This is a genomic window from Marinomonas sp. KMM3893 (genome assembly GCF_004352855.1).
Classification (GTDB): Bacteria; Pseudomonadota; Gammaproteobacteria; order Pseudomonadales; family Marinomonadaceae; genus Marinomonas; species Marinomonas arenicola.
This window is the reverse complement of the sequence record NZ_SJSC01000003.1, coordinates 275391-300915: the sequence shown is the minus strand read 5'-3', so window position 1 is coordinate 300915 and position 25525 is coordinate 275391. Positions and strand designations below refer to the sequence as shown.

Genomic DNA, 25525 nt, shown 5'->3' with positions numbered 1-25525 from the left:
GGTACGACATCAATATGATTCTCTATTGAGATTTACGGACGCGTAAGTACCACTCAGACAATAAGCGAACTTGTTTTTCGGTGTAGCCGCGCTCTACCATGCGCTTAACAAACTCATTGTGTTTGTTTTTGTCTTCACTAGACGATTTCGCACTGAATGAAATAACCGGTAATAGGTCTTCCGTGTTAGAAAACATTTTACGTTCAATCACGACTCTGAGTTTTTCATAACTTAACCAGCTTGGGTTTTTGCCATTGTTGTTGGCTTTGGCTCGAAGCACAAAGTTCACCACTTCATTTCGGAAGTCTTTAGGGTTACTGATGCCCGCGGGTTTTTCGATTTTTTCCAGCTCGTCATTGATAGACGAACGATCCAAAATATCGCCGGTTTCAGGGTCTCGGTATTCTTGATCTTGAATCCAAAAGTCCGCATAAATCACATAACGATCGAAGATGTTTTGACCGTATTCTGAGTAAGATTCCAAATAAGCGGTCTGAATCTCTTTACCAATAAACTCCACATAACGAGGGGCAAGGTATTCTTTCAAAGCTCGTAGATAACGATCGTGACGATCCTGATCGAATTGCTCTTGCTCAATTTGTTGCTCTAGCACATACATTAAGTGCACAGGGTTAGCCGCCACTTCCGTCGGGTCAAAGTTAAACACTCGTGAGAGAATCTTGAACGCAAACCGCGTCGATAACCCATCCATGCCTTCATTCACCCCTGCGGCGTCTTTGTACTCTTGTAAGGATTTCGCTTTAGGGTCGACGTCTTTCAAAGACTCCCCATCGTAAATGCGCATTTTCGAAAAAAGACTGGAATTCTCAGGCTCTTTTAGGCGGGACAACACAGAGAACTGTGCCAGCATTTTGAGCGTATCTGGCGCACAAGGAGAATGATGCAGCGAGCTGTGTTCCAGCAATTTCTGGTAGATGTGCATCTCTTCCGTTACTCGAGTACAGTAAGGCACCTTAACCGTGTACACCCGATCAATAAACGCCTCATTGGTTTTGTTGTTCTTAAAGGTTTGCCACTCAGACTCATTCGAGTGAGCGAGAATCAAACCATCAAAAGGGATCCCCCCCAAACCTTCGGTGCCGTTATAGTTACCCTCTTGCGTCGCGGTTAACAAAGGGTGAAGGACTTTAATTGGCGCTTTAAACATTTCCACGAATTCCATAATGCCGCGGTTACCGCGACACAATCCGCCTGAATAGCTGTAAGCATCAGCGTCATTTTGTTCGAAATATTCCAATTTACGAATGTCGACCTTACCGACCAAGGCCGAAATATCTTGGTTGTTTTCATCCCCAGGCTCGGTTTTCGAGATAGCGATTTGATTGAGCGCAGAAGGGTAAATTTTCACCACTTTGAACTCTTCAATATTGCCGTTGAATTCTTTTAGCCGCTTCGTCGCCCAAGGAGACATGGCGTTTTTTAGGTAGCGTTTTGGAATGCCGTATTCTTCTTGAAGAATGTCACCGTCTTCATTGACGTCAAACAAGGCCAACGGCGATTCAAACACCGGGGAGCCTTTGATGGCGTAAAACGGCACTGTCTGCATGAGTTCTTTTAATTTTTCCGCGAGAGAAGATTTACCGCCCCCCACAGGCCCTAAGAGATACAAAACCTGTTTCGATTCTTCCAGGCCTTGAGCGGCATGAGTTAAGAAAGCCACAATTCGTTCAATGGCTTCTTCCATGCCATAGAAATGCTCGAATGATGGGTATCGCTTGATCAATTTATTGGAAAAGATTCGACTCATCCGCGTATCGCGGGATGTATCAATCACCTCAGGTTCACCAATGGCCATTAAAAGGCGCTCAGCCGAAGAAGCAAAAGCGGACGAATCCTGTTTGCATAAAGTGAGGTACTCAGAAAGAGACATTTCTTCTTCTTTTTGAGCGTCATAGCGAGATTGGATATGGTCAAAAATACTCATTACAGCATCCTCTCAGGGTAAGTTGTAGCAAGGTTATTGCCGTTAAACTCACGGGCGTTACCTAAATTTTCCGGCAGAAAGAAACTGGGTATATGTATTAGGTTTAGCATAGTCTCAGCCGTACTCAAGGCTTTTAATGCAAAGTCTCATTTCATAATATCCTTACCAAAACAAGATATTAGACAAATAAGTGTATGAAAATTAAGCGCTTTCAATCGCTCAAAATACGCTCAAACAAAACATTAAAAATAACAAAATTCATATTTCAATCTTAAATCGTCTGTTTTCCTTACCATTGCGCTTTGAGATCACGCCAATGGCAAGTAATTCGCACAAGTTTCCAATCAAGCATTCACAACGCCTCAACACTTGTAGTAATTTAACCAGTATCGATTTTTGATTTGATTAGGAAGGTTTATGCTGTTTCAATTTGATCAACTCAGTGGCACTGACCGCTATCACTTGATCACCCAAACCGTGACCCCAAGACCCATAGCTTGGATCATGACACGCAATGAAAATCAGTCTTATAATCTTGCTCCTTTTTCTTTCTTTTCTGCCATTTCTCCCGATCCTGCGCTTCTTGTTGTTTCTATCGGTAACAAAACAGCCGATCTTCAAAAAGACACTAAGCACAACCTAATTCGAGAGCAGGAATGCGTTTTGCATATTCCAAGTGGCGAGCAAATTGAAGCCGTTAATCGTAGTGCCGCGACCTTAGCCTACGGCGAATCAGAATTAGACGATGGCGGATTGACACTGGTCGACTTCACACCACACTTGCCTCGTATTGCAGGGGCAAAAGTCGCCATGCACTGTCGTCTCTATGAAATGCACCCGATAGGCACATCATCATTTAACGCCTGTTATTTGGAAATTTTAAGCTTACATGTCGATGACGACATTCTGAAACAAGAAAACGGGCGCAACATTATCAACAACGCCCAACTCAATCCGTTAAGCCGTCTTGGTGGAAACGATTACGCACTCATTGGTCAAACACTGACGATCAAACGCCCTGAATAAGCGCAAAAAGAACCGAGGTAATAACGATGGACATCACCGAACAAATACAAGCCATGCCTTTTATGGCCGACACCAGCAAAGAACTGCACGCCTCATTGCTTGATATTGCCAGCATAAAAACCCTTAACTCAGGCGAATTATTGGCCAAGCAGTTTGAAATTGGTCACTCTTTGTATTTTTTATTGGATGGGGAAATCGCCATTTCCATCCCTCTAAAAGAACAGGGTAAATCCTATAATGTCGGTTTGCTGAGCACCAAATACACGCCCATTGGATGGTCTGCTTTTCGCCATCCTTCGCGCTATGCCACCACCTTCCAGGCGACCAAATCCTCTGCCGTGCTGGCACTGCCTATTGTGGCATTGCAAAAAATATTAGACAGCGACCTCGACTTCGCGAATATTTTCTTACGCTTTATCTACGAACAATCACTACCAGTCCTCACCAGCATACATAACCAAACACGCCCTTTCTTTTCCAATGAATCGTTGGCGTTTGAAGAAACACGGCCTTTTGTTAACCCAGACCAACAGACGCAATCGCTGAAAGAGTCGACAGCGCTGCTAAATTACGCCCCTTTTTGTGAAACCTTTACCCAAGCAGAAATTCACGCTCTGGCCAAACAGGCGTCGATTTTGTTGGCTCACCAAGGCGATATTATTTGCCAACAGGACCAATACACTGACGGTTTGTATTTCCTAATCAAGGGTAAAGCGGTCATTAGCTACCAAACAGACAATGGCGACATCATTACCACTCGTTCTATTGCACGCGCAGGCACGCTACTGGCTTGGTGTACCCCAGGTGATGAACTAAAAAACCGCACCTCTATTATTTCCTCTCGTGATAGCAGTATTCTGTTTATCCCGAAAGACAAGCTATTGTCTCTTTTTGACACCATGCCAAAACTGTCGGTGAAATACCTACACCGTTTAATCTGGTTGGTCGGCACTCATTTACTGGCCGCCCGCATGCGTTATTTGTCTCAAATTGCCAACGATGAAGCCCTTGCCGTAAGCAATGTCATCGAACAAAACGCCGCGGTTCTACCGGTGAGCTCGCCTCTTTATAAAGTCAGTGAATTGTTAAAAAGCGCCATCACCACCGCCTCTGCGTTTGGCGTCTTGTACAAATGTCTGCATTTTGGCAGCGTCCTAGAAAGAACCATTGCTGGCATGTGCTTAGACATTCTCAAAGACCTACAACGTGAGAATGCCTTTTATCGTCATTTGCAAAAAGCCTACGACAACATCAATAGCTTGCCAAAAGACACCCCAGCACTGGATGTCAGACGATTTGGAACAGAGCAATTCAAGCAAGCTTTTCAGCAAGTGCCTTATGTGATTAAGGGCTTAGAAAACCTGCCTAAAAAAGCAGGCAGCCTGTTTATTTATAATCATTTATTAGGCTCGCCAACCAACCGCTTACCCAACGGTTTCCGCTTCTCTATCGACGCCCAATTTATTAGCGCCATGATCATAGATAAAGAATATGGCATTTCAGGGCAACGGATTGTGCGTCGCAGTGGGGAGAATGAATTCTGGCGTGACGATTATTATGAGCGCTTTGATAATGTCTTTGTCGATAGCTGGGAAACGCTGAGTAAGGACACTCCTGAATACCAGCAGTTTATTGAGCAGTCTCAAGACACCTTACGTAAAAACTACCCGCTAATGATCTCTCCAGAAGGCAAGAGTTATGGCACGCACCAATCACCTGGTACCTTTTTACCGCACGCTTTTGAGCTGGCGAAATCGATGGGGGCAGACGAACCTTGGATAGTGCCTCTCGTGGTTGCCAACTTTGACCGTCGTGCGGATCACAACATTTACACCGTGATCATCAAACCGGCGTTTAAATTGTCCGACCGAGTTGACACCCAAGACCCTAAAGCGCTGGACGCCTTTTTAGCAGAATACCAAGAAGAATACCGTGGTTACGTGAATGAAGCGGTCGAGCTATCAAGAGAGATCCGCCAATACCCGATTCTCAGTGGACGCTCTGGTTATCGCTCCAATGTAATGAGTCTAAACCAGTTGGATGTGGAGTTTGAGTCTGATGTACGAGAACTAGAATTCCGTACTGCGCATCAGGATTACAAAGATCGCCCTGTCGCCTTTTATGGCTCATCGACCATTCGTCTCTGGCACGATTTTGATGAACATTTCCACCCTAAGGACACCATTAATCTAGGCTTTAGCGGCGCCACCTTAGAAGCCTGTGTGTACTATTTTGAGCGCATCATTTTGCCTCATAATCCACGCTCTATGGTGATTTACGCAGGTGACAATGACATAGGAAATCATTGTGATAGCAACAAGGTAACTGAGCTTTACATCGATTTACTGCAAAAAATCGACCGTTACCTGCCCGGCATCCCCGTAACCTTGCTAAGCATCAAGTGCAGTCCTGCACGCCGCGCGATGCGTGACACCATAGAAAAAGCCAACTCACAGCTGGAGCGCTTGGCGATCACACGACCCAATACTCGCTACCTCGACCTATTCTCTACCTTGCTGGATCAAGAGGGAGAGATTAAAGAGAACTGCTTTGAAGGGGACAAATTGCACATCAATAGCAAAGCGTATGACATCTGGACAAAACACCTAAACAAAGAGCAGGCATTTATTTTCCAAGGATAAATTTCCAAGGATAAATTTCCAAAGATAAAGAGACCATCAAAAAAGGGGCGCCCAGTGTTGTTCACTGAGCGCCCCTTTCTTATGGCGACTATTAGCGATTGACGCCCACCGCTTGATGCAGCAATTCGCTATCATCCAATAATGACTTTCAACGCCAATAAAATCAGCAAGCACCCCATGACTCTATCGACCCATACCTGATGACGGCGCAACCATAGAAGCACTGGCCCACCAGCAAGCAGCAACGCCACTAAGACATACCAGCCACCATCGATGAGCACCACGGTTGCCCATAATTGAAACTGCACTAAGGCGTCCATATCAGCCTGAATGTATTGACTAAACAGCGCCAGAAAAAACAACCCGGCTTTGGGGTTCATGAGCGCCATGAAAAAACCATCTCGCGCCGATTCCCAATAGGAAGACTTCACCCCAGTGGCGTCTATGTCGCCACTTTTGCCAGCGTAGCGAATGGATTTAATCCCTAACCAGGCCAAATACAAGCCGCCAATCACAGACAAAATATGAAACGCAGTGGGGTGTGCCGTTACCAGCACCGCCAAACCTTGCATCGTCAGCAAGGCCCAAAAACCAACGCCGAGGCCATGAGTGATTGCCGCGACCACACCATGCAAAGGCGCTTGAGATAATGTCACTCTTAGTATCACGGCCAAACTTGGGCCAGGCGAAATCGCCCCCATAGTACAAATTGCGGCTAACGATAGCCAAGTTGCTAAATCCATTTGAACACTCTTATTATTAACTTTTAGGGTTGTGACAGAAAACGAAAATACACAGGCGGATTATTTTGCCCGTATTCACCTCTAAATCCTAGATAATTAAGCACGGAGTCTTGACCTTCTAAGACAAAAACGGCAGCATGATAACCATCAACTTACAGAATAGATTTACTAATAAACACTATGCTTAATGTCATCTTATCAAAACACAACGGCGATAAACGTAAGGCTAAGAAGCCCTGCAACGCTGACGTGTGGATGTAAGATAAAAAATTCCCCGGCAGCATTTCTCGCTGACGGGTTCACTTTCTCTTCAGCGACATGCTTACCTACTATTAATGAGGCAACAGTATGTTCCACGGTGCAATAACCGCTTTAATTACTCCTTTTCGTGATGGTCAATTAGATGAAGACGCTCTGCGTAACATTGTCCGCTGGCAAATAGACCAAGGCATCGACGGACTGGTTCCTGTTGGTACGACTGGCGAGTCCCCTACTCTAAGCGAACACGAACATAAGCGCGTCATCGAAATTACCGTAGAAGAAACCAATAAAGCCGTCCCAGTATTAGCGGGTGCTGGATCGAACAACCCAGTCGAAGCCGTCAACTATTCTGAGTTTGCCTACCAAGCAGGCGCCGATGCCACCTTACATGTGGCAGGTTACTATAACCGCCCGAATCAAACGGGTTTGTACGAACATTTCAAATACGTCCATGACAACAGCAAACTGCCTATCGTGCTTTATAACATTCCTCCGCGCTCTGTTGTTGGTCTTGAAGTCAGCACCTTAGTTCGTTTAGCAGAATTACCACGCATTATTGGTGTCAAAGATGCGACCGGTGACCTAACACGCCCCATCCGTGAACGCGCTTTAGTCAATAAGCCTTTTTGCTTTTTAAGCGGTGATGATGTGACGACAGTGGCGTATAACGTGGGCGGTGGTAACGGTTGTATTTCCGTTTCTTCCAACGTAGCACCGAAGCAAGTTGTTGAATTACAACGTTTATGTCGCGAAAACAGATTCAGCGAAGCGGCTCAACTGCAAGACAAGCTGTTTAACTTGCACAGCGCTCTGTTTATTGAACCTAACCCAGCGGGCGCTAAATACGCCATGTCATTGCTTGGTCTGTGTTCTGAAGAATGTCGCTTACCCATTGTGCCACTGCAAGACAGCAGCAAAGCCAGCATTCGCCAAGCTATGCTTGATCTAGAGTTGATCTAATCCAACGCTCTTAAGGCAACAATCTCACTGCATAAGCCAGCCTGTGACCAGGCTGGCTTTTTTATTATCAAAAAAATCATTTTTCACCATAAAATATTGATAAAGTATCTGCAGAGGAAACAGGGGATTTCCCCAAGGGACTGAACGGCTAGTATTTCGTTTACATGATGCATTGCAAGGAGAGTTGAATGTCTAAAGTACATTTTGTTGGTGGTGAAAAAGGCGGCGTTGGCAAATCCATGACCGCGCGCGTGTTAGCCCAGTATTACATTGATAATGAACGGCCGTTTCTCGGCTTTGATTGCGACTCTTCCCACGCGACTTTCTCGCGGTTTTATCAAGATTTCTCCTCCCCTATTATCATTGGTGAAGAAGACAGCCTAGATGGCATGTTAGCGGCCATTGAAGAATACCCAGATCGTGACCTCATTATTGATTTGGCCGCCCAAGCCGCTCAACCGCTTGGCGTTTGGATCGAAGAAACAGATGTCTTTGGGCTGTTGGATGAAATGGGTTATCAGGTGTGTTTGTGGCACGTAATGGACGATGGCGCGGATTCAGTCGCCCTGCTTGAGCAATTATTAACCCGCTATCAACAACCTTCGGTTGATTTTGTCGTGGTGCAAAACTTTGGTCGTGGCAGTGACTTCTCTCGCTTTCAAAAATCAGACACCTACAAGCAAGCCATCGAACGCGATGCCTTAATTCTGGAACTCGCTAAACTTCAAACCAAATTAACGCAGAAAATAGACTTTAATAGCAGCAGCTTTTGGTCAGTGGCCAATGACCGAAGTATTATGAATATCGCAGAGCGTCAGCGAATGAAAGTCTGGCTGCGCAAAGTCTATGAAGAACTCGATAAAATAGGCTAATTCAAAGCGCTCTCTTTTCAATAAGCCATAAAAAGCCAAGATCCACTCTCGCGAATCTTGGCTTTTCTAACTCTAGCGAACCCTGCACTTCGTCTGCTACAAGATGCCGTTGCTCGCTATTCAGTCTCTAAAAACATGCCCTTGTCTGGGCAAGATTATTCCTGCACGTCCATGTATTTGTTTGCCCACACACGGTTTTCTTCTAGCGTTGAGTAACGCGTCGACAATTCTGAAGCGTTTAGCGTGCCTTCGGCAATGCCTCTTTGCTCACGCAAGCAGTCGTACGTCGCCTTGATCGCGGCAAAATACGCGGCATGACCATTAACAATAATGCGCACACCATTGGCAGCAAGACGTTCACGATCGCGTAGCTCTGGGTTGTCGTAAGACACCAACATAACAGGAATGGTCAAATGTTGAGTGATTTGCTCAAGATGATCAAAGTCACGAATACCGACCATACAAATACCATCAACCCCAACCGCTTGATACGCCGTCACACGCGTGATGGTTTCTTCGATGGTTAGTTGGCCGGCATTCGTACGAGCAATGATGCTCATCGCAGGATCAATACGCGCATCCAATGCGGCTTTCAATTTGCCTACCGCCTCTTCTAGCGGAATTAAATCCGTTGATTTATGACCGTATTTGGCAGGCAAAAGTGTGTCTTCAATCGTCAACGCAGCAACACCCGCTCGCTCTAGTTCGGTGATGGTACGAATGACATTCAAAGCATTCCCGTAGCCATGATCTGCATCAGCAATAATAGGCAAACGGGCAACACGACCAATACGAGTTGCTTGTTCAGTGAATTCACTCAAAGTGATCAAGGCAAAATCGGGCGCGGCCAATACTTGAAGTGACGCAACAGAACCGCCAAGAATACCAACTTCAAAACCAAGATCCGCGGCAATGCGTGCCGACATAGGATCGAAAGTAGACGCTGTGTAGTAACATTTATTGCTTGCTAATAAGGCACGAAAGTCATTTCGTAGATCGTGCTGGGAAGGTGTTGCCATGTATTTACTCCTGAAATGTCACTAAATTACATATGACTAATTTGGCGAGATTATACTCGTCTTAGGAATAAGCTTCATCAGTAACCAACCAATTGGTTATGTTTTGTAACTAAATGATTACTATAACGAGCGTGTATAGTATACGCTGTGAGCACGGATTATCAGGACTCTGTAAAGAATGGGGGATAATATTTATATCCACAAAAAAGCCGACGTAAACGTCGGCCATGGTATTGCTTAGTATCCACTCAATGCCATTACATGGCTTTAAACTGAGGAATAATATGACGACCATACTGGGCGATGATCTCTTCTTCATCACCACTGTCTAAATAGATATTAAACTGCGTGGTGCCGGCTTCTTCTAGCGCTTTGACCCGTGCGATATGATCATCCACTGTGCCCAGTACACAAAAACTTTTCACAATGTCTTCGGTAATGAAATCCAAGAAAGGATTATCACTCTGGCCGTGTTTTGAATAATCGTAACCACGACGTTTTTCAATGTAATCCGTTAAACTCTTCGGTACTAATCCAGAGTCATTACCGTATTTTTCGACAATATCAGCCACATGGTTACCCACCATCGCAGGAAACCATTTCGTGTGTTCAATGCAATAATCTATGTCGCCAAAGTAGGCTGGCGCGGCCGCCTGTACTTTGAAATTCGACATATCACGGCCTGCTTTTTCTCCGGCACTAATCGCTTGATCTTTGAACCATTTTACCAAATCAGGATCACCAATTTGCAGGATCAAACCGTCACCCACCTCGCCCGCTGTCGCCAGCGCTTTAGGCCCATATGCGCCAATCCAAACCGGTAGTTCATAGCCAGTTGCCCAAGGTAATTTGACTGGCTCTGGGCATTCGCCGTATTCCACCTCTTCTCCACGTACCATGGCTTTTACCTTGGTGGTGAATTCTGCAAGACGCGCCAATGTTGCCGGTTTTTTCCCCATCACCCGCATCGACGAATCACCACGGCCTAGACCAATGTCGAAACGACCGTTACTTTGGTGCGCCAAACTTGCGTACAGACTTGCAGACAATGACCAATCTCGAATATTTGGGTTGGTAACGCAAGGTCCAAAACGCATGGTTTTGGTGTGCTCCATGCACATCGCCATCGCCACAAAGGATTCACGCCACAAAATATGTGAATCATAAAACCAACAGTAATCAAAGCCGGCCGCTTCCGCTTGACGGACTAAATTTCGAGCTCGATCTGGGCTGACAAACCCTTTAAAGGTAATACCGAATTCCATGCTGAGTTCCTCTTATGCTTGTGATGTCTTTTAATATTTTTATGGTTTAAAACCGTTCAATAACGGGGTCTAACGTCAGTCAATACATTCAGTGTTGTGGAGGGCAAATCCGTATACCGGCATGACTAAACGGCACCTCTTTTGAGATATTCAAACGAATCAAAATAGGCGTAATTGCTTCGATGCAGCGAGCACTTTCCGCCAAACCGGCGTTATAGGCTTTCGTCCCCATGGTATCGATCAGCGCCATAACCTGTTTTTTCGACGCCAAGTCATTACCGCAAACCAAAATATCGCAATTAATAGGACGCGATAAATCGTTCAGAGTGATCGCCGACACATTGTGTAAGGCGCCCACCACAGGAACCGAATCCCCCAATAGAGCTTGCGCATGTTCAGTGACAGAACCGGCGGCTGGCATTTCTACGGCTTTCGGGTTGCCAGGGGCCAAAGGCACCACTATGTCCACCAGAATTTTCCCTGTTAGCCGTGGTTTGAGTGTATTCAAGGTGGCATCGTGTGCACTGTAAGGCACAGACAAAATCACCATGCTGCTTGCTGCTTGAGTCGCCGCTTCCATAGACAGGCCAGTAATGCTGGCTGCATCCCCCCCAAGCTCAGCCAATTGAGCCACCAGCTCTTCGGCCAAGGCGTGCGCTTTTTGTGCGTCACGAGAGCCTAATACGACGCTCGTTCCTGCCATTGCAAGGCGCAAGGCGAGACCTTTCCCTTGTGGGCCAGTGCCACCGATAATGGCGACTTTTTCGCTTTCTCTACTCATTCTATTCCCCTTTTTATGCAGCGTTTCTTATGGGTGTTCTAGTCATTTAGCGTTCACTTATTTAAAAAGATCTTCATTTTGTGCACGGATAAGATCGCGGCTCTGACTGTCTGTTTTTGGCCAATCAAGACCACGAAACACAATCACCGGCGCTTTCGCACTTTTTTCCATCAATAAACCAGAGGCCGCGGCCAGCTCATCCGCAAACGCCGGCGCTGTCACACTAAGCGGGCGCCCAAAGGCGTCCATTTCCCCTTCCATCTTCATCACCCCAGGCACATTAGCGAGACCAATGGCCACGTTGGTTTGACCTAGACGCCAAGGTCGTCCAAAGGTGTCGCTGATCACAATGCCCAGATCGCATTGGAAATGTGCTTCTAATCGCTGACACAATAATTGCGCGCTGCGATCGGGATTCTCAGGCAATAAAATCAATTGTCCTGGGTGGTCCGCATTGGATTCATCCACCGCCGCATTGGCGCAAATGTAACCATTTTTATGCTCTGCAATGAGCACACCTTCTTGCTGGTCTGGACGTTTAACCGCCCGCACTATGCGTTTTGACTGAGATAAAATCACCTCAACTTTACGAGGGTCTTTATTGACGGTTTTAGCTAACTCGATGGCGTCTGCGCTTGGTGTGATCTGATCCAAATAGGCACAAGCGCCTTCGCTTTTGGAGACCACTTTGTGCGCGATCACTAAAATATCCCCCGCCACCAAGGCTTTTTGTTGCGCCTGAAAGGTGTCGATAATGACTTGCGCAAGGTCATCCCCTTGCTGAAAATCAGGCAAGCCTTCAAGGCGAAACATGGTCATGGACTCAGGCATAGCGTCGCTCCTTTATAAAGGGTGTATCTGCTCCCCGACGCCACGCAGAAAAGCGCTGAGGCTGCTGAGCAATGGCCCTTTCGAGGTCATCACTTTGATCAATGTCTTGTGATAAATTCGGTAATAAAAGCTGGCAACAAGCGAGGCCCTGTAACCCAGCTTCAGCGTCATGTTTTGCGGCGGATTCTGTGCCATAGCGAAACGCAATGGCATCAGGCGGAGATGTCGCCAACGCATTGGTGCCACCGTCTTTGGCCTTAGCGATAACCACTTGATGGCACCTTGCTGCTTGCAACAAGGCACTAAACTCCCCCTGATCCAATAAGGCGATGTCGCTCGGTATAATAATTTGATGGCTGAATCCGGCGTTTTTCACCCATTGGCAGGCTTGCGATAACGCACCATTCAGACCTTTTTTGCCGTCTTCACGCAGGGTGTTTGCCCCATATGATGCGGCTAACGACAACATCTCATCGGACTCACTAATCACCATCATATTGAGCGCTGGAAAGTGACGACGAAAAAACATCAAGGTATTCGTGAACATACTGATCGCCAACTGCTCACGCTCGCGATGAGACAAGCAGCCCGCTAACCGCTGTTTCGCATGGGCTGGGCGTTTCATTGGAATAACCACACACAGTTTGCTCATTAGGCTGCCCTCTGCTTACGTTGTTGTTCCGCAAAAGCCACAGTGTTGGTCAATAACGCGCATTTATCGTCGCGGGTTTTCATCAGCGTTGGCGTCACCAAGACATCCAGACCTTGATCCTGCAACCAAGGCAACTCATCGCGGTCCGCATCATCGATCACCATGGCATTCAATAACGAGCCATAGCATTGATAAATGCCTTTTGAATCGGTGCTTTTCCCCATGCTTTCCAGCATTTTATCCGCAGGCCCTTTAACGGTTTTACCTGCGATCAAGGGGGAGATGGCAATCACATACGCGGTGCTTTTTTCAATCGCTTCTTGGAGCCCCGGAGTGGCCAAAATGGCACCAATACTAACGATGGGGTTACTCGGTGCGATCACGATCACATCGCTCTTAGCAATCTGAAACAAGGCTTCCGAAGTGGCTCTGGCGATGTTTACTCCCTTATATTCCACCCCCAACACCTTAGGCTTGCATTGCTCACGTACAAAATATTCTTGAAACGACAACCAACCCGATTCGGTTTTTACTTGAGTTTGCACCACGTCATCCGTTGGCAACAAAATCGGCATGGTGACACCGTGACGTTTCGCCAAACGCTGAGTAATGTGGCTTGCTCGAACCCCTTGTTTGCGTAATTCGGTGCGGTAAATATGAGTGGCCAAATCCAAATCCCCAAGGGTCATCCAGGCTTCTTGGCCAAGGGCACTCAATTCGTTTAATACTTGATAGGACTCGTTTTTCCTGCCCCAGCCTCGCTCCCGGTCGATCTGATCTCCTAAGGAATACAGTAATGTATCTATGTCTGGCGATACCCATAAACCATGAAACGCGTCATCGTCTGCAACATTGCCAATGATGTGAGTCGTACTGGCATAGACACTGGCAGCCAATCCCTCTGCCGCTTTTGCTCCCCCCACACCACCAGCCAATAAAGTAATGGTCAAATCGGACATTAAGCGACTCCTTGAATGGGGATGCGTCGAATCACTGAGGTGTCTAATGCAAAGGTTTCTAATGGTTCATATAGGGTATTGCGTTGTACTGCCTCTAAACCGGCCGAGTGAATATTCGCCACCATGTCTTCAGGCATGACTTCTTGCCCATGCGTCGCCCCTGCCGCCCGAGAAATACTCTCGTTCATCAAGGTGCCACCCAAATCATTCGCCCCAGAACGCAGCATTTTCGCCGCCACATCCGGCCCCATTTTGACCCAAGAGGCTTGAATATTATCGATGTGACCTTGCAGCATTAAGCGCGCAATAGCGTGCATTTTAAAATGCTCATCCCGCGTCGGACCTGGGCGGACGACATCTGGGTTATCGTTATATAAGCGAGTTTCATAATGGATAAAACCCAATGGCACAAACTCCGTAAAACCACCGGTTTCCTTTTGAATATCACGCAACAATTCAAGATGGTTAGCCCAATGGATCGGCTGATCCACATGGCCATACATGATCGTTGAGGTGGTTCTCACCCCCACTGAATGAGCGGCTTTAACAATGCGCACCCACTCTTCTGTGGTCAGCTTATTTTTGGTCAATTGTTTACGAATTTCAGTGTCTAAAATCTCCGCGGCTGTGCCTGGCATGGTGCCCAGCCCCAGCGCTTTCAGTTCGCTTAAAAACGCCTCAGGCTCCAGTCGAGCTTTCTTACAGCCATACCAAATTTCAAAAGGTGAAAAGGCATGAATATGAATATCTGGCACGCGTTTTTTCACCGCAACAATAAGATCACGGTAATAATTCGCATCAATATCTGGGTGCAAGCCGCCTTGAATACAGACCTCAGTCGCACCACGAGCCCACGCTTCTTCCGCCCTGTCTGCCACTTGTTCAACCGTTAAAAATTCCGCGTCTTGATCGCCTTTTTCTTTGGCAAAATTGCAAAATCGGCAACCCATATAGCACACGTTAGTAAAGTTAATATTGCGTGTAATAACATAGCTTCCGGTGTTACCGACTCTTTTTTGGCGAACTTGATCGGCGGTATCTAACACCGCTTGCGCTTCTTCACCTTGCGTCGCAAACAACACACAAGCGTCGTCAACCGATAGCTCATTACCTTGTAAACACTGGGCTAAAATCTGTTGTACTGGCGCACTAACCGCTTGGCTAAAAAAAGCGGGCGCGCGGCGGCCTTGATAAGTTGACTGTATTGGGTTCATGCTGGAACACCTCCTGACTGAACATAGGTAGAGTGCGCAGCCTGCCCTGTTAGCAGAGCGATTTTGTGCGCCAAATGAGTGGTGAGATAGCCTTCTTTTTGCTGATAAAAACGCTCGTAAATGGTCAATCGCTCAGCAAGGGAATACCCCAAACCTTCACACGCTTGCGCCACACTGCTGATCTGAGGCCAGGCACGCTCTGGGTTAATGAAGTCTTTTGTTAAAGGGGAAATGCCACCAAAATCATTAATACCCGCACCGACATAACAGCCATATTCCCTCTCTAAGTTAGGTGGTGCCTGAATGCTGATTTCAGCCGGTAGAATAAGACGCGCCATCGCGATGGTGCGTTTCATGTCGTCTAAGTCGGGTTCTTGGCAACCCGCCATTGTGGTGCCTTCTTTGGCACGAAAGTTCTGGATAATGACTTCTTGAATATGGCCATAAGAAAGGTGACGGTCACGAATGGCGATCAAGCTATTCACCCGGTCTTGCCAGGTTTCCCCAATGCCAATCAAGATTCCTGTGGTAAAAGCGATGTCCAGTTTTCCCGCCTGCTCTATGGTGTCGAGCCGACGTTTCGGCGTTTTATCCGGACACGAGTAATGGGCTTGGCCTTTTTTAAGCAAATCGTTGGAGACATTTTCCAGCATCATCCCCATGCTCGCCGCCACAGGCTTGAGGTGCTTTAATTCGTCGTATGACAAAGCGCCAGCGTTCACATGAGGCAACAACGAGGTGTTCGACAAGACATTTTCACATTGGTCATGCAGGTAAGCTAATGTGCTGTCGTACCCTAACGCCGTCAGCAGCTCGCGGGCTTTTTGATGGCGCTCTTCCGGTCGCTCTCCCAAGCTAAATAAGGCCTCCTTACAATCTAGTTGCTCCCCTTCAAACGCCGTTTTAAGCACTTGAGATGGGGTCATGTAATTCGCATGAGGTGAATCAGGGCCTTGCACAAAGGTGCAATAACCGCACGCATCACGACACATATTCGTTAGTGGGATAAAAACTTTTTTAGAATAGGTAAGCTGTTTGCCCCAGTGTGCATCGCGTAGCTGAGCCGCTTGCTGGCAAAGCGAATACAAGTCTGGTCCAGTGACAAACTCATAAGACATAGCTTCAGAAACAGAAATCATATTCACTCTCCGGCAAACCTAAAATTTATTTTTTACCATTTGGTATAAAAACTAATATCAAGAATATCAAAGAGAGTAAATTGTTTTTTTTAGTGCAGAGACGCACCAATAACCGACCTCGAAACTAAAGTTTAGTTAACTTTAAAGTTAACTAAACGGTTAAGATCATGAATAGGAAAGGTTTTTATTTTTTAATCTATATTCTTAAGGGGAGATACACTGCATTTAAACAATAAAAAATCTTAAATTAATAAATCTATTTTTTATTATGTGCACCAAGAGCGCGCACAACAAAGTCGGTGACGGCTTTCTCTGCTCGTTCAAAGTCGGGTTCGGTCAAATCACTTTTCCCTAATAAAACTTCAATCTGAGTTGAAAAATCCGCATAAGTTTGCGTCGCGGCCCAAATGGTAAAAAACAAATGTTCAGGGTCAGTTTTTTCAATTAATCCCTTATTTATCCATGAGTTAACCAATGCTACATCGCGATCAAACTGAGGTTTAAGATGGCTTATTAAGTAATCCTTTAATACCGGAGCCCCACTGATGATTTCATGGGCGAAGACTTTGGAACCATTGGGGTAGAGGCGTGAGATCTGCATTTTTTCTCGCACGTAGCTGCGGATCACCTCTTCTGGGGTATCCCCATGATTTTCAAGAAAGGAGAGTTTTTCGATCCATATGTCGAGAATCTCTTCTAGTACTTTTCTATATAGTAAGTCTTTGTTTGGAAAGTAATAAATAAGATTTTGCTTGGATATTTTAGATATTTCCGCAATGCGTTCCATAGAGGCGCCGCTAAATCCTTTAGACGCAAATACAATTTCCGCCGACCGTAATATACGTGACTCTAATATCTTTCTATTAACCGACTGCTTAGTATATTTTGGCTTTTTCTCAATCAAAGTTTACCCCTACCTTATTTGACAACACTTATAAAAATAACTATCTATAATCTTATTTACTTCATTCTACCTTTAAAGTAGCATCGAAAATCACTTGAATTATCATATCATTTTAATTGCTAATATTAAAAGTTGGCCTGCTAATTGCTTTCTGTAAAGTCTAATACACTTTTTGCCAATCACGACTCAACGCTGGATCATTATATTCTTTCTTCGATAAAAAAGAGTATGTGATTCACTTTGTTTCGATAACTTTTTTACCTTTTGGTAAAAAGAATGATTTCAAAGAGAGATACGATACCTAGGAGAAAAGTATGCAAGATCTACGCATTAATGAGCAACGTCTTTGGGACACCTTAATGGAAATGGGTGAAATAGGCGGCACCGAGAAAGGTGGCTGTAACCGGCTTGCTGGCACCGACTTAGATAAGCAATCACGTGATCTTTTTGTGGCTTGGTGTAAGGCCTGTGGCTGCGAAGTGAACATTGATAAAATCGGTAATATTTTTGCGCGCCGACCAGGAAAAAACAACGACTTACCTGCAGTAGGCACTGGCAGCCATCTTGATACTCAGCCTACCGGTGGTAAATTCGATGGTGTTTTTGGTGTCCTTTCTGGTGTTGAAGTACTGCGCACCTTGCATGAAAACAACATTGAAACACCCACGCCAATGGAGTTCTCTGTTTGGACAAACGAAGAAGGCTCCCGCTTTCAGCCTGCCATGCAAGGCTCAGGTACCTATGTTGGCCGCTTTGACCTTGAAACCGAATTAAACAAAACCGACGTCAATGGCATTCGACTAGGTGACGAACTAGAACGCATTGGTTACTTGGGAGACATGGAGCTGGGTAGCCGCAATATGGGGGCCTTTTTTGAAGCCCACATAGAGCAAGGCCCTATTTTAGAAGACGAAAAGAAAGCCATTGGTATCGTTCGTCTTGGCCAAGGAATTCGCTGGTACAACATTGAAGTCGTTGGACGCCCTTCCCATTCTGGCACCACACCAATGCACCTTCGTAAAGACGCTATGCTAGCGGCGGCGGCCATAGTGACAGAAATGAATGCCATCGCCGATCGCCATGAAAATGGTTTGGGCACAGTCGGCTTTATGCAAGTCTGGCCAAACTCGCGCAACACCATTCCTGGCAACGTAAAATTTAGCGCCGACCTTCGCAACCCTCGTCCTGACGTACTGTTAAAAATGCATGAAGAGTTGCTCGCCTTTTGTGAAAAAATCGCCAGTGAACACGAATTAGACGTCAACATTGACCCTTTCTGGTATTTCGCCCCAGTAGAATTTAATGCGTCCGATGATGTAAAAGCCGCCACCGAAAAACTCGGCTACAGTCATATGGACATTTACGCAGGGGCTGGCCATGACGCGTGTTACATGGCGGACCTAGTTCCTACCGGAATGATCTTTACACCTTGCTTAAATGGCATCAGCCATAACGAAGCAGAATACAGCTCACCAGAAGAATGTGGCGCTGGAGCAAACGTATTGCTGCATACCATGCTCGAAGCCAGTGAACGAATAGCCAAGCAACATAACGCTTAGCACTCATATGTAACCCGTAATGAAGCGCATAATTTGACCCAATGACCTAACACTGATAATCACAAAAGAAGAGGTGAAGCATGACCAGCAAATCTGTCCAGCAAGGTGAGTTTTACGAACTCGAGGTCGATAGCGACCTCAAGCAAAGCCCGGCCTATAACGATGACTTAGCCCCAACTAAAGTGCATGAACGCACCTGGAACAAATGGAATATCACCGCTTTATGGGTGGGCATGGCGATCTGTGTGCCCACTTATACACTTGGGGGTGTACTCACCGCGTATTTTGGCTTATCCGTCATGGAAGCCTTATTTACCATCTTGGTGGCGAACATAGTTCTGCTCGTTCCTTTGACCTTGAATGCTTACCCAGGTACGAAATTTGGCATTCCCTTTCCGGTGCTACTGCGCTCTTCCTTTGGCATAGTCGGCTCCAACATTCCTTGTTTGATTCGAGGCTTAGTCGCCTGCGGCTGGTTTGGCATTCAAACCATGTTTGGTGGCCTTGCCATTCATCTATTCTTATCCGCCGTGTCGTCTAGCTGGGCAAGTTTAGGGGGGGTCGGCGAAGTCATTGGCTTCTTCATTTTTTGGTCATTAAATATGTACGTGGTCATTCGCGGGGCCGAGTCAATCAAATGGCTTGAAACATTGTCTGCTCCCCTGCTATTAATTGTCAGTATTGGCTTGATGGTCTGGGCCGGTGGCAAAGTGTCTTTTACTGAAATCCTAGCCACCCCTGCTTCACGCCCTGAAGACGCCAGCTTTTGGAGCTATTTCTTCGGTGGTTTAACCGCCATGGTAGGTTTTTGGGCCACTCTGTCACTCAATATTCCTGACTTTAGTCGCTATGCTAAATCGCAAAAAGATCAAGTTCTTGGGCAAATCATTGGTTTACCGATCACCATGTTCTTCTTTGCGGCGTTAGGCGTTGTGTTAACCGCGGCATCTTCTACCTTAGTTGGCGAAACCATTTCTGATCCTATTTCTTTAATCGGTAAGATCGACAGCCCTTTCTGGGTCGCCATCGCCATGGTGTTGATTATCATCGCTACCCTCTCAACCAATACCGCGGCGAACGTTGTCTCGCCTACCAACGATTTCCAAAACATTGCGCCTAAATACATCAATCATACTCGTGGTGCATTGCTCACAGGGTTTGTCGGCATTGCCTTAATGAGTTGGGAACTGTTGAAAAAAATGGGTTGGTTAGAATCCGACGTCAGTGTCGAGAGCATGTACTCCAATTGGCTGTTAGGTTACTCCAGCTTACTGGGGCCTATTGCTGGCATCATGATTGTCGATTACTTCTTGATCAAGCGTCAACATCTTGACCTTGTCGCCCTGTATACCCCAAACAGCCTGTACCCTGCCTTTAACAGTGCTGGTTTGATCGCCTTTGCGGTTCCTGTGGTGATCACCTTGATTGCTCTGAATGTCTCTGCTCTAGGTTGGTTCTACAGTTACGGTTGGTTTACCGGTGCTTTCACTGGCGCCATTGTGTACTTCATTATCGCGAAAGCACAACTTTCTACCGTCAGCCAAACAAACGCCGTATCGCCTTAAAGGGGATCTGACATTTCTTTGGTCATAACGCAACGTGTTCAGAAGAGTAGCGTGCGCGCAGCTCTTCTGAACACGCTCTATTTAGCCGCTGTTTCATCAGCAACAGGTCACATAACACGCTCAAAATACCAATAAGACACACAACAAAGGACAACATTATGAGCCTATTCATAAAAGGGGGGACAATCGTCACCCACGAAGAAACTTACCAAGCTGATATTTTGTGTTCAGGAAACAAAATCGTCGAAATTGGCCAACAGCTCACGCCACCTCAAGACGCAACCCTTTTAGACGCCACCGGTAAACTTATTATGCCAGGTGGTATTGACCCTCATACTCACATGCAACTGCCTTTTATGGGCACGGTCGCCAAAGACGATTTTGCTTCCGGCACCCGAGCCGCGTTAGCTGGCGGCACCACCAGTATTATTGACTTTGTTATTCCTAACCCTCAGCAATCCCTATTAGAAGCGTATCATCAATGGCGTGAATGGGCCCAAAAAGCCCACTCAAATTACACCTTTCATGTGGCCATTACATGGTGGGATGACAGTGTCGGAAAAGAGATGGAGACCCTGGTTAAGCAATATGGTGTCAACAGCTTTAAGCACTTTATGGCGTACAAAAATGCCATTATGGCGACCGATGACATCTTGGTGGCAAGCTTCACCAAGTGCCTTGAATTAGGGGCCTTGCCTACCGTTCACGCAGAAAATGGGGAGCTGGTGTACCATTTACAAAATTCTTTAATGGAACAAGGCATTACTGGGCCAGAAGCGCACCCATTATCACGACCTTCTTCGGTTGAAGGAGAAGCCGCTAACCGTGCGATTAGCATCGCCAACACATTAGGCGCGCCACTGTATTTGGTTCACGTTTCAACAGAAGAAGCGGTCGACGCCATTCGTTACGCAAAAGACCACGGTCATACGATATTTGGCGAGGTGCTAGCGGGGCATTTGACCGTGAACGACAGCGTTTACCAAAACCCAGATTGGGCCACGGCGGCGGCGCATGTCATGAGCCCTCCTTTTCGACCTAAACATCACCAAGATGCCTTATGGAAAGGCGTGCAAGGAGGCACGTTACAAACCACAGCCACTGACCATTGCGCCTTTTGCAGTGAGCAAAAAGCCATGGGTAAAGACAACTTCACGCAAATCCCCAACGGCACAGCTGGCGTCGAAGAGCGCATGATGGTGCTATGGGAAAAAGGCGTCAATGAAGGCAAGATCACCCCCAATGAATTTGTTGCTCTTACGTCGACAAATAGCGCTAAGATTTTCAATATTTACCCAGATAAAGGCTGTGTTCGCGTTGGGGCCGACGCTGATCTGGTTATTTGGAACCCGAACGCTGAGAAAACACTATCAGCGAAAACTCACCAATCAAATATTGAGCACAGTATCTTTGAAGGCATGACGATTCATGGCATTCCAGAAACCACCATCTGTAATGGTGCTCTTGCTTGGCATGAAGGTAAATTGCTGGCGCAATCTGGCGATGGAAAATACATAGACAGACCAACCTATGCGCCTTTTTACGAAGCGCTCAAAAAGCGCCAACAGCGAGCGAAACCGCAGTGCGTGCAACGCTAACCAGCGCATAAGCAAGACTCTAGAAACAACAAAGGGCACTGGGTAAGTGCCCTTTTCTTTGCTTAACCCGTTATCGGATAAAAGCTTAACTAAGCGCTTAACCGCCATTGTTGCGCCTGCTTAATGGCACTTTTTAATAATGGCCATTGCAACAAGCTCTGCTGATATTTTCCTGCATCGCCGGTTAAATACACACCGTATTGTTGCAACCGATACGCCAAAATGGCGTAACACGCATCCACCGCACTAGGGCGCTCAAACATAAATGGCCCTTCGGCTTGAGCAAATATCGCTTCCACTCTGAGCAACTCGCCTTGCACACTGCCTGGAATCACCTCTAACGGTGTTGAGTTGGCGGAAGAAAATGGGCACTGCTGACGTAGCTGATGAAAACCAGAGTGCATTTCTGCACACAAACTGCGCGCAATGGCTCTGTCTTCTAGAGAAATGGGATACAAGGCGCCTTTTGTCAGTTCATTCAGGTATTCAATAATGGCCAGAGAATCGTGAATGACAAGAGAATCGGTTTTCAGAGCAGGCACCAACCCTGATGGAGAATGCTGATAAAGGGTCGTTTTATAGTCTGCTAAAGACAGATCAATCACAGTTTCTGTCAAGTCAACATTGACCATTTTAGCGCACAGCCAAACCCTTAGTGACCACGTCGATTCCATTCCAACCACAAGCTCCATAGCACTCTCCTTTTTTATTATTAAGCGGACATATTGATCTACAATGCCTTCTCAATATACTCGCCTCAAGCCCTGCCTGGGAATAGCCAACGACATAAAGAACAAAAACACCCCGCTCTATAGCCGCATTATTCCTTACTTAACACCATCAGCCGTGCGCCTTCGCCGTAGCTTTCACTGACCGGAACCTCTTTTACTTGAAAACCATAGCGGGCCCAAAATGGCACTGACCCTTGCACGGCAACCAGCATAAAACGGCTATACCCCATTAAAGACGCTTGCTCGAAAAAAGCACTTAGCAAGGCTTTTGCAATGCCTTTCCCCGCCGCCTCTGGTGAGACCGCTAAATCGTGGACAAACAACTGATCACCAGCGCAAGCCTCAGGCAACGCATCGTGTAATTTTGGCGCTGCAGACGATCCCCATGCGTGGGTCAATAAATAGGCAACAATGCGCCCAGTCTCATCGCGATACTGAAAACAAGTGTCTGGAGAGGCCTGCCATTTACTTTTCAGTACTTCACACTCTTCATGCAGAGACTCAACATAAGCCGCTTGTTGGATCCGCTGAATATCTGACCATGAAGAGGCATTTAATACACTAACCGCCATACAATTTTTCCCGTTAATACGTAAACATTAAAGCGCGTCTGTAATGCTTTTTGCCATCGGGTCTATGACTTTTTGGAACCAAGTAGACGCCAACGTTTGTACCAAGGCGGAATAACCATTCTCGCTCAATGTTTCTTTTACCATAAACCCATGGGAACGAATAATTTGCCCAGTTTCAGAGAACAATGTCCAACGTCCAGACACATACACCTGACCATCTAACCCTCCATAAAAGGCGTCTACCTCTATGCTTAATTTAAGCAGATTCGACACCTGAGTATTGTGCCCTTTATACCAGTTTGCGGCCGGTAAACGCTGAATTAAGCCCTGCATCGTTAAGCGATTTAATTGCGAAGACAATGGCTCAGCCCATAAATTTTGTTGAGAGCGGTGCACTTCGCCTTGCTTAGACAGTAAAACGATTTCGCTGCCTGCCAAATAATCTGCCACCTGAATTGGCATGAGCTGAATATTGACCTGAGTTTTAGGATCACTGATCACCATTTTAGGCGTGTTGTCCATCAACAAATATTCACTACTCGGCAGCGCAGTGCTGGCACACCCTGCCAATAACCAAGATAAACAGATGACCATTAAAGCCGATAAATACTGACGTTTCATATCTCTTTCCTTTTACTGTGCGGCTTTAGGTTGTATATCTGGCTGCGATTTTTTATCAAAAATTAAGGTATTTGGGTTATTTCTCAGCTGTCGCAATAATGGCTGAAGCTCGTTTAACGACTTTTCCAACGCCGTTAGATTGTCTTTTATCGGCAACCCTATTTCACCATTTGTTTGATACGCTTCTAGAATACGTGACACTTGATTCAAGGTCGTCATTACCTCTTTAGGCAATTTCTGTATCCCTGGCTGATTTATCAACTGGTCCACTTGTACAGAAACGTCTTTCATCGAGGCCAAGGTATCGTTGGCATTGCTCATGGTATTTTTAATGCTCTGCAAACTTTCATTAACGGGTGCTTTCGCCAATTTATCGAGTATCTCAGTCACTTTCTTTTCGATGCTTGAGAAGCCAGTATTGGTCACAGGAAAGACGTCTATGCCCGCCACTTTTTGTGCTTTCTCAATCTTAGCATTAGGGTAATAATCGATATTAATCGCCTTAGCACCGGTTAAAAAGTTACGCGTTTTCAGCGTCGCTCGAAAGCCACTGTCAATTCGATCTTGAAGCAAGGCTTCCCATTCTTGTAACGTGAGGTCTTTGTCCCCATTGTTCAAACGCTGAGGTTCAATACGAGCCAATACAGGAATCGCAGACTGCTTCAATGACGTTAACGCCACCATAGAAAGACCTGTGAAAGGCACTTGCTCAACGGTACCAATGCGGATGCCTCGAAACTCCACGGGGGCACCAGCCGCCAAGCCACTGATGTCAGAGTTGAATAAAAAGACATACTCAATAAATTGATTAAAATACTGATTTTGCGCAGCTTCTTTGGATTTATACAAATGGAATTTGGCTAAATCTTCCACCGCTTTGCCTGTTCTCTGATGATGAACCAAGCCAAAACTGATGCCCCCAGATAATAAGGTTTCCAGTGAGTCAACGCGTACTTCCACCCCTTGGGCCGAACTTTTTAATGCAATGCCTGGGGTTATCCAAAATTCGACGGCGCGGTTTACCAACGCATCGTATGGGGCCTTGATAAAGACTTGGTAAGTAATGGCCCCAGCTTTCGTGTCAAAACCCACTTTTTCAATATAACCCACGTCGTAACCACGAAAATGCACAGCGGTGCCAACGTCCAGTTTTGAGTTGTCTGTGCTATCGAGTATGACACGCACCCCCTTGTCTTCTGTCGTCGACAGGGGCGCTTGTTCAAGCACATGAAATTGAGACTTGATGTCCCCATTAGAGCCGGGCTCCATATCAATATACGCTCCGGATAACAAGGTGCCTAAACCGCTGATGCCTTCTTTGCCAACACGAGGTTTGACCACCCAAAACTTAGCGTCTTGGTGCAACATATTGTCGGTGTCTTTGTTCATCCGCACAGAAATAATCGCCGTATTGTAATCTGCACTAAGGCGAATGCGAGTCACGGTACCAATATCAACATTGCGTGCTTTGATCTTGGTTTTCCCGGCTTCCAACCCTTCTGCATTAGAGGCGATCAAGGTGATTTCTGGGCCTTCACTCGACCAATTTTGATACACCATCCAACCCGCTACGATTAGGGCCAATAAAGGAACAAGCCAAATCGAATTGAAGCGTACCTTGCGTACCGACTGGCTGTTCTCTTGTAACTCACTCAACGTTTATTCC

The 25525-nt window shown here is 46.3% G+C and carries 22 protein-coding genes; 7 read left to right on the top strand and 15 right to left on the bottom strand.

What is annotated here, in order from left to right; all coding sequences use genetic code 11:
- Window positions 1-22: 22 nt before the first annotated feature.
- Complete coding sequence (locus tag E0D71_RS09300) at window positions 23-1945, bottom strand: PrkA family serine protein kinase (protein WP_133003030.1); 1923 nt, start codon at window positions 1943-1945, stop codon at window positions 23-25.
- A 417-nt stretch (window positions 1946-2362) separates the two neighbouring features.
- Here E0D71_RS09300 and E0D71_RS09295 point away from each other — a divergent pair, with 417 nt between their 5' ends.
- Both E0D71_RS09295 and E0D71_RS09290 read left to right on the top strand, forming a co-directional pair.
- Window positions 2363-2971, top strand: coding sequence for a flavin reductase family protein (locus tag E0D71_RS09295; RefSeq protein ID WP_133003029.1), 609 nt, complete (start codon window positions 2363-2365; stop codon window positions 2969-2971).
- A gap of 26 nt (window positions 2972-2997) precedes the next feature.
- Window positions 2998-5613 (top strand): cyclic nucleotide-binding domain-containing protein, encoded by a 2616-nt coding sequence (locus E0D71_RS09290; protein ID WP_133003028.1) that lies wholly within the window; start codon window positions 2998-3000, stop codon window positions 5611-5613.
- Window positions 5614-5744: 131 nt separating this feature from the next.
- On the opposite strand, the gene E0D71_RS09285 is transcribed toward E0D71_RS09290, so the two are convergent.
- Window positions 5745-6356: a LysE family translocator gene (locus E0D71_RS09285; protein ID WP_133003027.1), complete on the bottom strand. Its 612-nt coding sequence runs from the start codon at window positions 6354-6356 to the stop codon at window positions 5745-5747.
- A 348-nt stretch (window positions 6357-6704) separates the two neighbouring features.
- On the opposite strand from E0D71_RS09285, the gene dapA reads away from it, so the two are divergent.
- Both dapA and E0D71_RS09275 read left to right on the top strand, forming a co-directional pair.
- Entirely contained in the window at window positions 6705-7577 is an 873-nt protein-coding gene (gene dapA / locus E0D71_RS09280) for a 4-hydroxy-tetrahydrodipicolinate synthase (protein ID WP_133003026.1), read from the top strand.
- 188 nt (window positions 7578-7765) lie between these two features.
- Window positions 7766-8449, top strand: a complete 684-nt coding sequence (locus E0D71_RS09275) for a mobilization protein (protein ID WP_133003025.1) — start codon at window positions 7766-7768, stop codon at window positions 8447-8449.
- Between the two features lie 155 nt (window positions 8450-8604).
- Here E0D71_RS09275 and E0D71_RS09270 read toward each other — a convergent pair whose 3' ends face one another.
- From E0D71_RS09270 to E0D71_RS09230, 9 genes are all read right to left on the bottom strand, one after another.
- On the bottom strand, window positions 8605-9468 hold the full coding sequence (locus tag E0D71_RS09270) for an oxaloacetate decarboxylase (RefSeq protein ID WP_133003024.1): 864 nt from the start codon (window positions 9466-9468) through the stop codon (window positions 8605-8607).
- A 257-nt stretch (window positions 9469-9725) separates the two neighbouring features.
- Window positions 9726-10733: a TIGR03842 family LLM class F420-dependent oxidoreductase gene (locus E0D71_RS09265; protein ID WP_133003023.1), complete on the bottom strand. Its 1008-nt coding sequence runs from the start codon at window positions 10731-10733 to the stop codon at window positions 9726-9728.
- A gap of 88 nt (window positions 10734-10821) precedes the next feature.
- Window positions 10822-11514: an NADPH-dependent F420 reductase gene (gene npdG / locus E0D71_RS09260; RefSeq protein ID WP_133003022.1), complete on the bottom strand. Its 693-nt coding sequence runs from the start codon at window positions 11512-11514 to the stop codon at window positions 10822-10824.
- A 57-nt stretch (window positions 11515-11571) separates the two neighbouring features.
- Entirely contained in the window at window positions 11572-12345 is a 774-nt protein-coding gene (cofE, locus tag E0D71_RS09255; protein ID WP_133003021.1) for a coenzyme F420-0:L-glutamate ligase, read from the bottom strand.
- Window positions 12338-12997, bottom strand: a complete 660-nt coding sequence (gene cofC / locus E0D71_RS09250) for a 2-phospho-L-lactate guanylyltransferase (RefSeq protein WP_133003020.1) — start codon at window positions 12995-12997, stop codon at window positions 12338-12340. Before cofC ends, cofE begins: the two co-directional genes overlap by 8 nt.
- A complete protein-coding gene (cofD, locus tag E0D71_RS09245) occupies window positions 12997-13956 on the bottom strand; it encodes a 2-phospho-L-lactate transferase (RefSeq protein ID WP_133003019.1) in 960 nt (319 codons plus the stop codon). The genes cofC and cofD overlap by 1 nt, the downstream gene beginning before the upstream one ends.
- On the bottom strand, window positions 13956-15170 hold the full coding sequence (gene cofH, locus E0D71_RS09240; RefSeq protein WP_133003018.1) for a 5-amino-6-(D-ribitylamino)uracil--L-tyrosine 4-hydroxyphenyl transferase CofH: 1215 nt from the start codon (window positions 15168-15170) through the stop codon (window positions 13956-13958). Before cofH ends, cofD begins: the two co-directional genes overlap by 1 nt.
- Window positions 15167-16309, bottom strand: a complete 1143-nt coding sequence (cofG, locus tag E0D71_RS09235) for a 7,8-didemethyl-8-hydroxy-5-deazariboflavin synthase CofG (RefSeq protein ID WP_133003017.1) — start codon at window positions 16307-16309, stop codon at window positions 15167-15169. The genes cofH and cofG overlap by 4 nt, the downstream gene beginning before the upstream one ends.
- A gap of 256 nt (window positions 16310-16565) precedes the next feature.
- The gene (locus tag E0D71_RS09230) at window positions 16566-17213 is read right to left on the bottom strand and encodes a TetR/AcrR family transcriptional regulator (protein ID WP_133003016.1); all 648 of its coding nucleotides are present in this window, start codon (window positions 17211-17213) and stop codon (window positions 16566-16568) included.
- Between the two features lie 314 nt (window positions 17214-17527).
- On the opposite strand from E0D71_RS09230, the gene E0D71_RS09225 reads away from it, so the two are divergent.
- The 3 genes from E0D71_RS09225 to hydA all read left to right on the top strand — a co-directional run bounded on the left by E0D71_RS09225 (window position 17528) and on the right by hydA (window position 21935).
- Window positions 17528-18772, top strand: a complete 1245-nt coding sequence (locus E0D71_RS09225) for a Zn-dependent hydrolase (RefSeq protein WP_133003015.1) — start codon at window positions 17528-17530, stop codon at window positions 18770-18772.
- An 80-nt stretch (window positions 18773-18852) separates the two neighbouring features.
- Complete coding sequence (locus tag E0D71_RS09220; protein WP_133003014.1) at window positions 18853-20337, top strand: NCS1 family nucleobase:cation symporter-1; 1485 nt, start codon at window positions 18853-18855, stop codon at window positions 20335-20337.
- Between the two features lie 158 nt (window positions 20338-20495).
- On the top strand, window positions 20496-21935 hold the full coding sequence (gene hydA / locus E0D71_RS09215; protein WP_133003013.1) for a dihydropyrimidinase: 1440 nt from the start codon (window positions 20496-20498) through the stop codon (window positions 21933-21935).
- A gap of 89 nt (window positions 21936-22024) precedes the next feature.
- On the opposite strand, the gene E0D71_RS09210 is transcribed toward hydA, so the two are convergent.
- The 4 genes from E0D71_RS09210 to pqiB form a co-directional block, all read right to left on the bottom strand.
- On the bottom strand, window positions 22025-22627 hold the full coding sequence (locus E0D71_RS09210) for a glutathione S-transferase N-terminal domain-containing protein (RefSeq protein ID WP_133003012.1): 603 nt from the start codon (window positions 22625-22627) through the stop codon (window positions 22025-22027).
- Between the two features lie 128 nt (window positions 22628-22755).
- Complete coding sequence (locus E0D71_RS09205) at window positions 22756-23238, bottom strand: GNAT family N-acetyltransferase (protein ID WP_133003011.1); 483 nt, start codon at window positions 23236-23238, stop codon at window positions 22756-22758.
- Between the two features lie 27 nt (window positions 23239-23265).
- Complete coding sequence (locus E0D71_RS09200; RefSeq protein WP_133003010.1) at window positions 23266-23859, bottom strand: ABC-type transport auxiliary lipoprotein family protein; 594 nt, start codon at window positions 23857-23859, stop codon at window positions 23266-23268.
- 12 nt (window positions 23860-23871) lie between these two features.
- Complete coding sequence (gene pqiB, locus E0D71_RS09195) at window positions 23872-25515, bottom strand: intermembrane transport protein PqiB (RefSeq protein ID WP_133003009.1); 1644 nt, start codon at window positions 25513-25515, stop codon at window positions 23872-23874.
- Between the last annotated feature and the right edge of the window lie 10 nt (window positions 25516-25525).